General features: G+C 46.2%; 9 protein-coding genes. 4 read left to right on the top strand and 5 right to left on the bottom strand.

Annotated elements, in window-relative coordinates; genetic code table 11:
- Positions 1-252: 252 nt before the first annotated feature.
- From purL to pdhA, 4 genes are all read right to left on the bottom strand, one after another.
- On the bottom strand, positions 253-2628 hold the full coding sequence (gene purL / locus H6F77_RS06875) for a phosphoribosylformylglycinamidine synthase subunit PurL (RefSeq protein ID WP_190486669.1): 2376 nt from the start codon (positions 2626-2628) through the stop codon (positions 253-255).
- Positions 2629-2664: 36 nt separating this feature from the next.
- Positions 2665-2883 (bottom strand): hypothetical protein, encoded by a 219-nt coding sequence (locus tag H6F77_RS06870; RefSeq protein WP_190486666.1) that lies wholly within the window; start codon positions 2881-2883, stop codon positions 2665-2667.
- Positions 2884-2999: 116 nt separating this feature from the next.
- Positions 3000-3662, bottom strand: a complete 663-nt coding sequence (locus H6F77_RS06865) for a hypothetical protein (protein WP_190486665.1) — start codon at positions 3660-3662, stop codon at positions 3000-3002.
- Positions 3663-4464: 802 nt separating this feature from the next.
- Positions 4465-5499, bottom strand: a complete 1035-nt coding sequence (gene pdhA, locus H6F77_RS06860) for a pyruvate dehydrogenase (acetyl-transferring) E1 component subunit alpha (protein WP_190486662.1) — start codon at positions 5497-5499, stop codon at positions 4465-4467.
- Positions 5500-5663: 164 nt separating this feature from the next.
- On the opposite strand from pdhA, the gene H6F77_RS06855 reads away from it, so the two are divergent.
- The 4 genes from H6F77_RS06855 to H6F77_RS06840 all read left to right on the top strand — a co-directional run bounded on the left by H6F77_RS06855 (position 5664) and on the right by H6F77_RS06840 (position 12208).
- The gene (locus H6F77_RS06855; RefSeq protein ID WP_190486660.1) at positions 5664-8132 is read left to right on the top strand and encodes an IMS domain-containing protein; all 2469 of its coding nucleotides are present in this window, start codon (positions 5664-5666) and stop codon (positions 8130-8132) included.
- Between the two features lie 528 nt (positions 8133-8660).
- Positions 8661-9608 carry an AEC family transporter gene (locus tag H6F77_RS06850; protein WP_190486658.1) on the top strand — a complete coding sequence of 316 codons (948 nt, stop codon included), beginning with the start codon at positions 8661-8663 and terminating at the stop codon, positions 9606-9608.
- A 510-nt stretch (positions 9609-10118) separates the two neighbouring features.
- Positions 10119-11378 (top strand): DUF4912 domain-containing protein, encoded by a 1260-nt coding sequence (locus tag H6F77_RS06845; protein WP_190486656.1) that lies wholly within the window; start codon positions 10119-10121, stop codon positions 11376-11378.
- Between the two features lie 269 nt (positions 11379-11647).
- Entirely contained in the window at positions 11648-12208 is a 561-nt protein-coding gene (locus H6F77_RS06840; protein WP_190486654.1) for a hypothetical protein, read from the top strand.
- Between the two features lie 12 nt (positions 12209-12220).
- On the opposite strand, the gene H6F77_RS06835 is transcribed toward H6F77_RS06840, so the two are convergent.
- A complete protein-coding gene (locus H6F77_RS06835; protein ID WP_190486651.1) occupies positions 12221-13750 on the bottom strand; it encodes an ABC transporter ATP-binding protein in 1530 nt (509 codons plus the stop codon).
- Positions 13751-13861 lie beyond the last annotated feature (111 nt).

Here is a 13861-nt window from a genome sequence, read left to right as displayed (position 1 = left end):
GAGTCTGGGGATGGTTGTCAAATCAAAGAGTGAGGAGAGAGTTAACTTACGTTAACTCTTTCTTAATAATCCTACATAAAAATCTTAAACCTGCACATCCTTTTTAGACGTTTGCTTAAATATCAATCGAAAGATGGATGCTGAAAGTTAAAACTTAAGAGGAAGGGGTTTAATCACAATACCAGTCAGGAAAGCCCCCTTATGAAGAAAAAGCGGCTATTGGAAGCCGGAAGCTCTCCCACAGACTGATAGCTATAGGCGTCGTTGGATGGCGTGGTTCCAGCGATCGCTCACATCTTCGATCGTAACGTCGATTAAGGGGTGGGTTTCACCCGTAAAAACCCTTAACTTTTGGTTGGGTTTTCCTACCAGGCCAATTTTTTGCCAGTTATCCTGGAGGCGCTCCTGTAAATAAGATTCCCAAGTAGCTTGGTTTTCGGGCGAGACAGAAACTATAATTCGGGCGCCCCCCTCGGCAAATAAGACTTCATCCCAGCGGCGAGAGTGTTGCTCGGTAATAGCTAAGGTAATTTCAGCACCGAGTTGGCTAGTGATGCAGGATTCCGAGAGAGCGATCGCAATTCCTCCTTCAGCGCAGTCGTGAGCCGAGCGAACCCAGCCTTGACGAATTCCCTCACGGCAAGCAGCTTGTACGCGACGCTCTAAATCAAAATCGACTAATGGGGGTTTACCCGCGATCGCGCCGTGAATTGTTGCCAGGTACTCCGATGCCCCTAACGTTACCCCATTGGTTTCATCCAAACCTCTGCCCAAAAGATAGATTAAATCTCCCTCAGCTTGCCAAGATTGACCGCATATTTTCGTGATGTCCGGAATCAAACCCACCATCCCCACAACTGGAGTCGGGTAAATAGGTTGGGGCTTACCTTCACTATCCAAAGTTTCGTTGTAGAGAGAGACATTCCCACCAGTCACAGGCGTTGATAGCTCCCGACAAGCTTCAGCAATGCCGCGACAAGCTTCAGCCAGTTGCCAGTAGCCTATCGGCTTTTCGGGGCTAGGAAAATTCAAGTTATCCGTAACTGCCAGAGGTTCAGCCCCCACACAGCTTAGATTCCGAGCCGCTTCTGCTACTACTGCCTTGGCTCCCTCATAAGGATCTAAATAGACATATCGAGAGTTGCAATCTACCGTAGCAGCAACTGCCGATTTTGGATTTTGCTCCTTCCCAGGCAAGTTCTGTGAAGGGGATTTTAGATTGGAGGCTTCTGCAACTGGACGTAATCTCACAACCGCAGCATCAGCACCACCAGGTAAAACCGCAGTATTGTTTTGCACCTGATGGTCATATTGCCGATAAACCCAGCGTTTAGAAGCAATGGTCGGAGTATCTAGCAGAGTTAGCAGAATATCATTCCAGGTTTTCAAGCCTCCTTGAATTTCAATTCCCGCTGGGGTACACGAAGGAAGCGAGTCTGCTGTCCATTCCCAGGCTTTACGCGCGTATTCTGGGGGTTCAGCCAGCAATTCTCGGTGATAAATAGGCGTATTATCCGCGAGGGCTGTAGCAGGAATTTCAGCGGCTATTCCACCTTGGAACAGAATTCGCACTATCGGTTCCTCAATAACCTTTCCTGCGACTACTGCATGAAGTCCCCACTTATGAAAAATATCCATTAATTCTTGCTCTCGCCCCTTATAGGCAACAAACAACATACGTTCTTGAGATTCAGAAAGCAGGTATTCGTAAGGAACCATCCCACTTTCTCGTACTGGAATTAAGTCTAAATCAAGTTCAATTCCAACACCGCCTTTAGCTGCCATTTCTGATGTCGAACAAGTAATACCAGCAGCACCCATATCTTGCGCGGCGACAACAGCACCAGTTTTAAATGCTTCTAGACAAGCTTCAATTAACGATTTTTCTAGGAAGGGGTCGCCCACTTGGACGGCGGGACGGTTGTCAACTGATTCATCGCTTAGTTCAGCACTAGCAAAACTAGCGCCGCCCATACCATCGCGTCCAGTCGTAGAACCAACATAAAGCACTGGATTGCCGATTCCTATTGCACCAGATTTGACAATTTCTGATGTTTCCATCAATCCTAGTGCCATAACATTTACTAGAGGATTGCCAGAATATGCGGAGTCAAAGTAAACTTCACCGCCTACTGTGGGGACTCCAACGCAATTACCATAATGGCTGATGCCCGATACTACACCGTTAAATAATCTTCGTGTTTTGGGATCTTCGAGAGAACCGAAACGGAGGGAGTTTAATAGAGCAATGGGACGCGCACCCATGGTAAAGATATCGCGCAGAATGCCACCAACTCCGGTTGCGGCTCCTTGGAATGGTTCGACGGCAGAGGGGTGATTGTGGGATTCTATTTTAAATGCTAGTTGCAGTCCGTCGCCTAAGTCTACAACTCCGGCGTTTTCTCCGGGGCCTACAAGGATGCGATCGCCTTCTGTGGGAAATTGTTTTAGTAGTGGTCGGGAGTTTTTGTAGCAGCAGTGTTCTGACCACATTACACCGAACATTCCCAGTTCAGCTTTATTGGGATGGCGTCCTAGACGTTGGACGATTTCTTGGTATTCTTCGGGCTTAATACCTTCTGCGGCAATTTCTTCGGGGGAGAAGGGAGTAGATGATATGGCGGTCATAGTGAGTCAATTGCCAATAGGGTACAAATTTTTATTTTACTGATTTCTCACCCATTCGCGAAATTGACGCAGTGAAGAAGTTATACCTAGAGTTTTACAGTTATCTAAAAATTCGATAATTTTTGTTGCGGGGAGTATGGGGAAAGTGGGAGAGCGATCGCATTCCATATATTCCCCCTTTTGTAGTTGATATAATTGCAGCGATCGCTCTCCTATGTTAAGAAAATTCGAGAGCGATCGCCGTACCAGTTCCAAAAATTTGAAAAGTGCTTATGTTTTTAATAACTCAATCACTAACTAAAGATAGCTCTTCCTATGAATGCTTATCTTAAGGTCGCGATCGTGCCAGCAAAAACTCCTACTTTTACTAATTAACGCGCAAAATCCAAGTTTTCTAAAATCAGGGCTTCTCTTGGTCCAAACCCATCTCCGTACTCTCCAGGATAATGGCTAATTACATAGAAAGCCTTTCCTTTGTATTCACCCAAGTACACGTTACCCTGAATTATCTCGTTACCTTTGCGCTGTTGGAAACTAATTTTTTCTTTTGCCCATCGATAAGGGACTCTTTGAGTCCGGCTAACAACTCGCCACCCATTTGAAGCAATTAAACCACGCTTGCCATTTACAAAAGTTTTCACTTGACCTATATTTTTCATTCCGTTCATAAAGGCAAAGTGAACGTATGCTTTATCATTCTTAATCCCACCCGCATTTACAATAAATCTAACTCCTGTCCCTTCGCCAGAACTGCTAGTTTCTGAAACAAAATAGTTTGCTGGGTAGTAAGTACTGAATTGAAGGCTGCTTTGCTCGTAAAGTCTCAGGGTAATATTGCTTTTTTCCCCTTCAACTCTAATGGTGGCAGTTTTTGTAACTGGTTTTTGAGTTTTTGCCTTATTGACAACCTTTAAAGTTGTCTGCGTAGGTGGAAATGTTTTACCATCTTCGATTCCATTTGCTGGTCGATTCGCTAACCCTACTAAGGTGCTAAGTGCCAGTATGCCAGTTATTAGGTAACCACGCTTATTCATTTTAATTTTTTTGTCTTTTTTTGAGTTTGCAAAAAAAATGACATTTTAAAGTTTCTAGCAGTTCCCTACAACACAAAATATTTTTGAGTTTTTTCTTATGAATAGCAATAGAAAAAAAGAATTTTTAAACTATAGCTATATTAATCAAGTTAATAAAAATTGCCATCGCCCAGGTGGGTGAATTTATATAAAACTAAAAAGAAATGCGATCGCTCGCCTTTCTTTTAACAAAAAGCATCGCGGAAGCAATTAATTGAACTATAAAACTATTAATATTATTTGTGCGAAATAACCAAGCTATCTGTAAAATTTACCAAGCGACTTTTAACCCTGTTATATGTTTTTGCACTGTATATTCAAAAATTATGGTTAACTATTTCTAATAGCCTTAGCTTAATTAGGTTTTTCTAGCCATTTTCCAACTCGGTGCGATACAAACATATGAATCCGAGTAATAACCGCTATATAAAAAAATTTAGAGTAATGGGAATTTTTCTGTTAAACGCTAATTTTGTAGTGTTTCGTAGTGGCTTATGACTGATTAAAGGTTAAAACAGCCTTATCCCTTTCCTTGAAGGTGACTGGCTATTCTCTGCACTAATCTTTAATTTCCAGTTTCGCTATATAAGGCGAAATATACCACCCCAACCGCGATCGCCAAAAAAATACTGCTGACAACCTTCTACTACCTTGGGAATAATTAATTCCTGCAAGTAGTCTGGGGAAGCCAGCAGATCGGGTATTACGACTTTAATTGATGATGTGGCTAAACTTGAGTATTTACCATCTATCCTGAGAGGTATTATTCATCCTCGGCGTAAATAAAGCGGTACAGTTCGCTTGGGTCTGGTTCGGGGCTGCTTTCAGCAAACTTGACAGCTTCATCTACAACACCTTGGATTTTATGCTCAAGGTCTTTAAGTTCCTCCTGAGAAGCCAAGTTGTGTTCCGTAAGATAAGCCGCCAACCTCTTAATCGGATCGCGGGCAAACCAGTATTCCTTCTCAGTTTTCGAGCGAAGTTCGTCGGGGTCCGCTAGAGAGTGACCCCGGAAGCGGTAGGTTAAGGCTTCAATTAAAGTTGGCCCTTCACCAGCACGGGCACGAGCTACAGCTTCTTGGGCGACAGCACGTACCGCCAACACATCCATACCATCTACTTCAACACCAGCCATACCAAACGCTTCGGCTTTCTTGTAAATCTCCGGCACAGAGGTGGCGCGTTCGTGAGCCATACCAATTGCCCACTTGTTGTTTTCCACAACATAGAGGATTGGTAGTTTCCACAGCGCCGCCATATTCAAACATTCAAAAAACTGGCCGTTATTGGCAGCACCGTCTCCAAAAAAGCAAGCTGTTACAAGATCTGAACTTGCATCTCCCAAAGCCTCGCGGCGATACTTGCTAGCGAAAGCAGCGCCAGTAGCAACAGGAATGCCTTCAGCAACAAAAGCGTAGCCTCCGAGCAAGCGATGTTCTGCGGAGAACATATGCATCGAGCCACCCCGTCCTTTACTGCAACCAGTGGCTTTGCCGAATAACTCAGCCATCACCTCGCGGGCTGGGACACCAGCGCTCAGAGCGTGTACGTGGTCGCGGTAAGTGCTGGCAACATAATCTTCATCTTGACGCATGGCCTTGATGACACCAGTTGACACAGCCTCTTGTCCGTTGTAAAGGTGGACAAAACCAAACATTTTGCCCCGATAGTACATTTCGGCGCACTTGTCTTCAAAAAAGCGCCCCAACACCATATCCTCGTAGAGGATCAATCCTTCTTCTTTGGTGATATGGACTTGCTCGGTGTGAAATATGGGTGCATTGCGTTCCTGAACCATTGATTTTAGGGGAAAAATTAACTCGAAGGTTGAAGCGCGGTTTTTATATCTATGAAGATCCGCTTCTACTATAGAAGCTAGGGGCTATAATTATCGCACTATTCTATAGTTTATAGTCGCTCAGATAGATTGATTTAGTTACTCGCGTGCAGGGGAAGTACACCGTGCGAATTCCGCTCGATTACTACAGAATTCTAGGCCTGCCGATTCAGGCTACGGCTGAACAGTTGCAGCAAGCTTACCGCGATCGCGCCTTGCAACTTCCTAGACGCGAGTATTCCGAACTCGCGATCGCAGCCCGAAAACAACTGCTAGACGAAGCCTACGCAGTTCTCTCCGACCCGGAACAGCGTGCCGCCTACGATGCCACTTTTCTGTCCACCAATAACGGCGATCGCTCATTTGCCTCGGGACAACCGTCAGACCAGCAAGTAGAGTCCCGCAATGGTGGAGCAGAAGTACCGGGAGAAGCCGACGCCGACCCTTATACTCCTACTCTAGACATCCAGCCAGATCAATTTGTTGGGGCGTTGCTGATTCTGCACGAGCTGGGAGAATACGAATTACTACTTAAACAAAGCCGTCCTTATCTCAGCAGCGGTAGCGCTAGCGTCACTCTAGATAAAGGACGTTTGGGCGATCCCCATCTCGTTAGACCCGATATTGTCTTAACAGTTGCCATTGCTTGCCTGGAACTAGGGCGAGAGCAATGGCAGCAAGGCCAATATGAAAATGCCGCCATTTCTCTAGAAACTGGTCAAGAATTACTTTTACGCGAGGGTTTGTTTGCTGCTCTGCGCGGTGAAATTCAAGCGGATCTCTACAAATTGCGGCCCTATCGCATCCTAGAGTTACTGGCATTGCCCGAAAATAACGTCAACGAACGACGCTCTGGCTTGCAGTTGCTGCAAGATATGTTGCAAGAACGTGGCGGCATTGACGGCACTGGCAATGACGAATCGGGCTTGACCATTGATGACTTTCTCCGCTTTATCCAGCAACTGCGTGGATATCTAACCTCCAGCGAGCAACAGGTTCTATTTGAAGCAGAGAGCAAGCGTCCCTCTGCTGTTGCCACCTACTTGGCAGTCTATGCTTTATTGGCGCGAGGCTTTGCCCAAAGACAGCCCGCGTTGATTCGTGACGCCAAGCAAATGCTGACGCGCTTAGGTAGGCGGCAGGATGTACATCTAGAACAGGCGGTGTGTGCCCTGCTACTGGGTCAGACCGAAGAAGCTAGCCGCGCCCTAGAACTGAGTCAAGAGTATGAACCCCTGGCCTTCATTCGCGAACATTCTCAGGGCGCCCCCGATTTGTTACCTGGCTTGTGTCTATATGGGGAACGTTGGTTGCAAGCAGAAGTGTTTCCCCACTTCCGAGACCTCGCCAAACAGCGGGCTTCGTTAAAGGACTACTTTGCGGATGACCAAGTACAGGCTTATCTAGAAAATATGTCAGAGTCATCAACTGACTCGGCAGATTGGGCTGCTGCAAATCGCGAGCCTCTACAGGCACGGATGCCCAGTTCCCCGGCTGCTCCCCGCAAAACTGACAATGCGGCACCTCGTTCATCTGGTTTGCCAGTTTCTGCGGTTCGTCAAATGACCCAAGCAGATGCTCTTACACAGCCATCGGGTAATACTGACATCGGCCAACGAAACCAAACCCAACGTTTACAGCAGGTGGCTCGTAGTGAGACCCTTGCTCCCCGAACGCAAGGGATATCGACAGCGACTTTGGCGCCGCCGAGGGATTTAGCACCGACAGCCCCGGTGCAGACTCTAGCCCCAGCTGAGCGAATTTCCACAAGTAATCAACCTGCAAGCGATGCCAAATCTACAGGCTTGTCTAATGATTCCTCTTCAAAGCGGCAACAGCGACAACCTACTTTGAAAGAACGGGCACAGGGAATTCCAACTGGCAGTTTGCGCGATCGCAATTCTGTACCATCATCGGCATCGTCTGCTACATCTGAAGGTCTTCCCCGTCTGCCAGCCAGCCGCACGCAGCGTAATTCGCCTAACTTCGGGGATCCAAAATCTCGACGGCTGATTTTGGCTATCGTTGCGGGTATTTTGGGTGTGGCAATCGTTGGATTTTTGGCGATCGCTGCTTTCGGTTGGATACAAAAAACTCTTAAGGGTTTGTCTGGCCCCCAGTTGCAAGGAAACCAACTGCTCATCCAGTTGGATCGCCCTCCCATAACAATTCCCTCACCTGAAAGTCAACCAGAGGTAATTACTGGCCCCCTTACTACAGAATCTTCTGAGCAACTAATTGAAACTTGGCTAAGTACTAAAGCACAAGCTCTGGGTCCAGACCATGCTGTTGATAAACTAGAGCAAATTTTGGCTCAACCAGCTCTGTCTCGTTGGCAGCGAAAAGCTCAAGCCGATAAGAAAAACAACGGTTACTGGCAATACAAGCACAGCGTTGAAATTAAATCTGTAGACCCTAGTAAGTCAAACCCAGAACAAGCCAAAGTTGAAGCTGTGGTTAATGAGGCCGCAGAGTTTTATCAAGAAGGTAAGCTGAATAAGTCTTCTTCTTACGACGACAATCTGCGGGTTCGCTACGATTTGGTACGCAAAGATGGTCAGTGGCGCATACGCGATATGGCTGTGTTGAAATAGCTATAGTCCTAAATTGGAACGACTTTGCTGGTGCATTTCGCGCCAGCAAAATGTCACCCTATTTATACTTTGGATCTGAGTCTAAAATAAGTATATGTAGCTGGTTCTGATTAAATGCAGTCTAAACTAATTTCTACCTATACTCTCTGGGAAATAAACCCTGTTATTTCTATTGCATCTCCCTTTTACGGAAAATGAGATGTTTGGAGATGCGATCGCCATAAATTTTGTTCGCCGAAACAGGTTTTTATCCTCCCTTGGTATAAAAGGGGGTAGGGAGATTAAAGCCTGTATTCAATGCAACTAAGAACCGCTATAGTTCATAGGTATAATCTTTACTTTGTCTATAGTCCTATAGTGCAAACTTTTGTTATTTTTCACCGTGTAAACTTTAGACTTGGGACGCAAGTCTTTAAGTAGGTGGTAGCCCACTATGTATTGTTCGCGATCGCTCCCTAGTCGAACAATCCTTTTTTTTGGCTATTCACACCGAGCATCAGCCTCTCTCTAGCCTTTAGGCTTTTTAATATGAATGAAACCCTGCTTCATGCCTATGCACCCCTAATCTTGTGGACAGGTTTGGGGCTATTACTTTTTCGGTTTATGCCGGAAAATTTCCCGCGCCTGTTGGGTCGAGGACTCTACTGGGTCGGAGTTCCATTGCAAGTTCTTGGTTTGGCTCGCAGCACAGACTTTTCCAAGAATTCTGGCGTAGCACCTATAGTCACTGTTGGAGCTTTAGGATTAGGTTTCATCGTAGCGTGGTTGAGTTTGCAGGTATGGAAATACTTTGCAAAGAGCAAGTCAAATCAGCCAACTGATGTTCTTTCCCGCTCTTTCATCGGCAGTTTTATGCTGGCGGCAATGTTGGGAAATACTGGTTTTGTGGGGTTAGCGATCGCCCCCTCTCTAATTAGCGATTCCTCTATGAGCTGGGTCGTATTCTTCAGCATCACCCATAACTTAATTGCTCCTAACGGTGTGGGAGTTTTAATTGCCAGTTATTTTGGTCGCCCTTTGCAAAAAAATCACTGGTGGGTTCAAGTTAAAGATGTATTGAGCGTTCCTACCTTGTGGGTTTTTGCCATAGGTTTTCTAACTCGAAATGTTCCACTTCCCGAAACAATTGAATCGGGCATTCAAGGCTCTTTAGCCATTGTCATTGCCAGCGCTTTTCTCCTAATAGGAATGCGGCTTGCCCAGCTCAAAGGATGGAAGAGTTTTAAGCTCGCTCTATTCCCCTCCATTTTGAAAGTTGTCGTCATGCCCGCTTTTGTGGGAATCGTGATGACCCTTCTAGGTTTGTCCGGCGAACCCCGTCTAGCAGTTGTTTTGATGTCCGGTATGCCTTCTGCACTTTTGGGCCTCATTTTAGCTGAAGAGTATGACCTCGACCGCGAGTTAGTCGCCAGCAGTATTATCCTCACCACTCTGCTGCTGTTGATTATGATTCCCCTATGGGTTCTTATATTTTGAGTTGCTTGTAGCCCTATTAGTTGTCAGCAATTTTTAATATTGTCACTTGAACTGGGATCAAAACTGCTAACGGCCATCAGGCAGTTGATCCCAGCTTGGCACAAATGTCATGAAATCCTGACATAACGATCCCCAGGTTGCTTGTAAATTCGTAGATATACCTATAATCGACCTCTAGACCCCCTTGACCGTTGCCTTAGCTATTCTGTTACATATTATTAACGAGGCGCTTCCACGATCCCAAAAAAAATCTGTTATACAGGCATTTCTAGGGGATCGCGTGTAGCACCAAAGGTCAACACACCGAACGTCAGACAGTCAGCAGGAGAAACAAAGACTGAGACAGGTGGCGTAAATGTGGGCTAACTAGACCTCTGCACGAGGCAAAGCCTTATGCCGTCAAGCAGGTGCAATAGCGGAGTTAATGATTAAGACGTATTGAATTGCGAATGTGAGGTTATCAATTCAGGAGTCACCTACCTGCCATCCAAACTATCGGAGACAAGACCTATGGCAAAAGAACGCCCACCCTTAGAAGAGATGACATTGCGGCAACTACGGAAGGTTGCCAGTGAGTATGCCATCTCGCGTTATAGCCGGATGCGTAAGTCGCAGTTACTGGCTGAAATTCAAAAAGCCCAAAGCACTAAGTTTTCTCCAATACAATCTCGTACAGTGGAGGCGCAAGAAGAAGTGGAAGCAGCAAAATTTGAACTTGGTCAAGAAGATCGTACAGGTGGTTCTCTCGCATCAGTAGACGAGGGTTTAGGGGATTTACCCGGTGGCTACGGTGACAGCCGGGTTGTTCTATTACCTCGCGATCCCCAGTGGTCTTACACTTACTGGGATATCTCCAACGACCATAAAGAAGACTTGCGCCGTCAAGGCGGGCAGCAACTTGCCCTGCGGTTGTATGATGTCACCGACATTAGCCTGGAATACCAAAGCCCTCACAGCATTCAGGAATATCCCTGCGATGAGCTAGCGCGGGAATGGTATTTACCCATGCCAGTGAGCGATCGCGACTATGTTGTAGATATCGGCTACCGCTGCGCCGACGGTCGCTTTTTAGTCTTAGCTCGTTCCGCTCCCGTCCACGTTCCCCCAGTCTATCCCTCTGACTGGATCGAAGACGTTTTCATCACTGTCAATTTTGAAGAAGATCTGCGCGGCAAAACCTTCTACGAATTGGTTCCGCCTACCAAAAAATTCGCCGCTGCTCCTAGCTACGCTGCGGGCAACCCCATCTACGATCAGATCTTCGGCATGGCCCAAACCGCAGAATCACAAAGGGTTGCGGGTTCTGTGTTCGGTTCTATGCAGCACGTAGCAGGCTCCGTTCAGCAATTGTCCATAGCCGAACAAGCCATAAGCTCATACATCTTCCCGTCTGGCGTTGGTATGTGGGCGGTTCCCACGGCATCTGGTCTGAATATGTCAGGTGTGGGGATGTCGGGTGCCGGCTTCTCTGCTTCCGGAATACCCATGCGTCCTCGCCAATTCTGGTTAGTTGCTGACGCTGAACTAATTGTCTACGGCGCTACCGAGCCTGATGCTACCGTTACGATTGGTGGTCGTCCAATTAAGCTAAATCCAGATGGTACTTTCCGGTTCCAGATGTCATTCCAGGATGGTTTGATTGACTATCCCATCATGGCAGTGGCAGCTGATGGCGAACAAACTCGTTCTATCCACATGAAGTTCGAGCGCGAAACCCCTTCACGGAATACCAATAGTAAAGAAGAAGCTGTCCTAGAGTGGCTCGGCTAAATGGTAGAAAGGCTTCTTAATTAGGATTTAGTCACCTTCTCCCCCGCTACGGTAAAAACGTAGCGGTTTTTTTTGTTGCTATTGTGGCTAATATTTCAGGATGGTAATTCGACCATTAGGGGATGTAATAGTTGGAGAGCTAAAAATTGTAATTTCTTACCTCTTTGAGGAGAGCGATCGCTGACGCTAATTTGTTAAAAGGAATTGGGTATAAACGCTAACTTTCTTCCTCGAAGCGATAGGCTGGAACCTGAAACTAAAAAACAACTATGACACCCGAAGAAATTACCAAAACCCTTAAAGAACTATTTGGCGCAACCGTTCAAACGCCCTCCCCAGGATTGTGGCAAGTGGAAGCTCCTAATATGCGACTGTTAGTGCTTCTCTCCGATGACCAATCGTGGATGCGAGTCCTCGTACCAATTGCAGCATCTCGCGACGCTCAACCATTTATCGAACAGTTACTCGAAGCTAATTTTGATGGTACTCAAGAGGCACGCTATGCTTTACATCAAGATGTACTTTGGGGCGTGTTTCACCACAGCTTAGAAAGTCTTATTGCCGAAGATTTAGCAGGAGCGATCGCCCGCCTTGTTTCTCTACATCAGACTGGTCTTTCTGCCAGCTTTAACCAGTTGGTTGAAAATCGTATGCTTCAAATTATCCAAGCCGCTAAACAGCAAGGGCAATCCCTGGAAGCAACACTTCAAACCTTAGATAGATTTTACGAAGAAGGGATGATGGGCGATATGACGCAAGGTCTGCAAGGAAAAGAAGCAGTACTTGGCGCTTGGCGCTCTCAACTAGAACGCTTATGGCCAGAAGTTTGAGCGTCAACTTTGTCAAAGATAGCTGCTAGCTTGCCGAGTGAACATCGAATAATAGCGATCGCCTAACTTCATCAGCTCGTCGTGCGTACCTGTCTCGACGAGCTTGCCGTTTTCCATCACAACAACTCGGTCTGCTATTTTTGCCAATGCTAATCTATGACTTACTACAACAGTCATTCTGCCTCTAGCAATTGTGCGAAAAATATTGTAAATTTCCTGTTCGGTTTTGGGGTCGAGTGACGCAGTAGGCTCGTCAAAAACTAATAGTTCAGCGTGGCTTAGTCGCATTAAAGAACGGGCGATCGCTATTCTTTGCCACTGGCCGCCGGATAAATCAACTCCACCCTCTAGTTGTTTGCCCAAAGGAGTTTCTAAACCTTGCGGTAAACTTTCGATTTTAGATGCAATTCCGGCTCGCGAGATGGCACGCATAATAGTGTCATTATCGTGCAAATCAGATAAGTAACCAAAGCCAACATTCTCTCGGACAGTAGCAGGGAATCGAGCGTAATCTTGCATTACAACAGCAATGCGCGATCGCAGACGATCGAGATCTAGCGATCGCATATCTCTACCATTCCATTCAATCGAGCCGCTGTTAGGGTCGTATAACCGACAGAGTAATTTAGCTAAAGTGGTTTTTCCAGCGCCATTTTCACCTACAAGCGCCACCATTTCACCAGGCTGAATGGTTAGGTTAATGTTGTCAAGGGTGAGGCGATCGCTACCAGGATAGTAAAATGATAAATTATCAATTTCTATCCCAATTGGGGCTACATTGCCACCTGTTCTTCTTCCAGAAAGCAACATTAACCGCAACTGCGGTTCCAGTTCTAACAGTTGGAAAATCGGCCTAACAGAGAGAGCAAGTTCATATAGATCGGCAGAATTGCCAATGAGTATAAACAAGCTCTGACGCACTTGAATAATTAGACCTGCATAAAGTGCTAAATCGCCCAAAGTATAACTGCCGCGCAAAGCACCCATTACCACGTAAATATAGGGCAAGGCGGCTCCCAACCCACTAAGTAAAGACCACGCAAATACCACCCATGTCCCCCGACGGCGTACCTGCTGCATCTCGCTAAAAATCTGCCAAAATAAGCTTTGCCAGCGTTCCAACCAAAGACCTTGTAGACCGAACAATCGCAACTCTTTTGCGTAGTCTTCACTTGTTAATACTCTGGCGTACAAGTTCATTTCGCGGACGCTGCTAGCTTGGCTGGTTTCAATGCTCCAACTACGGTTGTTGTAGTTTATTTGTACATAAATTGATGGTGCAGCGGTGATAAACATGACCAAGGGCACCCACCAAGCTATTGAGGCAGATAGAGCTAGAGCGGGAAGGAAGACAAAAATGCCACTTAGGGCGATACCAATTCTCACGGCTAGTTCTTTTAGCCGCTCTACACCTTTTTCAGCAAGTTGTACAAGGTTTAATAGTGAGGGAGTTTCAAATAAGGCGATATCCTCAAAAGTGGCTACTTTTTCAAGAACGCGCCCTTGCACAACTCCCTGCACGCGATCGCGCATGGAAGTCATACCATTTCACTTTAAATGTGATACACATAGTTGAGGAAGTGTTATCTTGAAATCTGTCCATGTCAGGTGTAGTAAAAATTAACATTACGGAAGACGCTGAAACTCTTCAGC

The organism is Microcoleus sp. FACHB-831, from assembly GCF_014695585.1.
GTDB lineage: Bacteria > Cyanobacteriota > Cyanobacteriia > Cyanobacteriales > FACHB-T130 > FACHB-831.
Note: the sequence above shows the minus strand (reverse complement) of the source record. Positions and strands in the feature narration are given on the sequence as shown.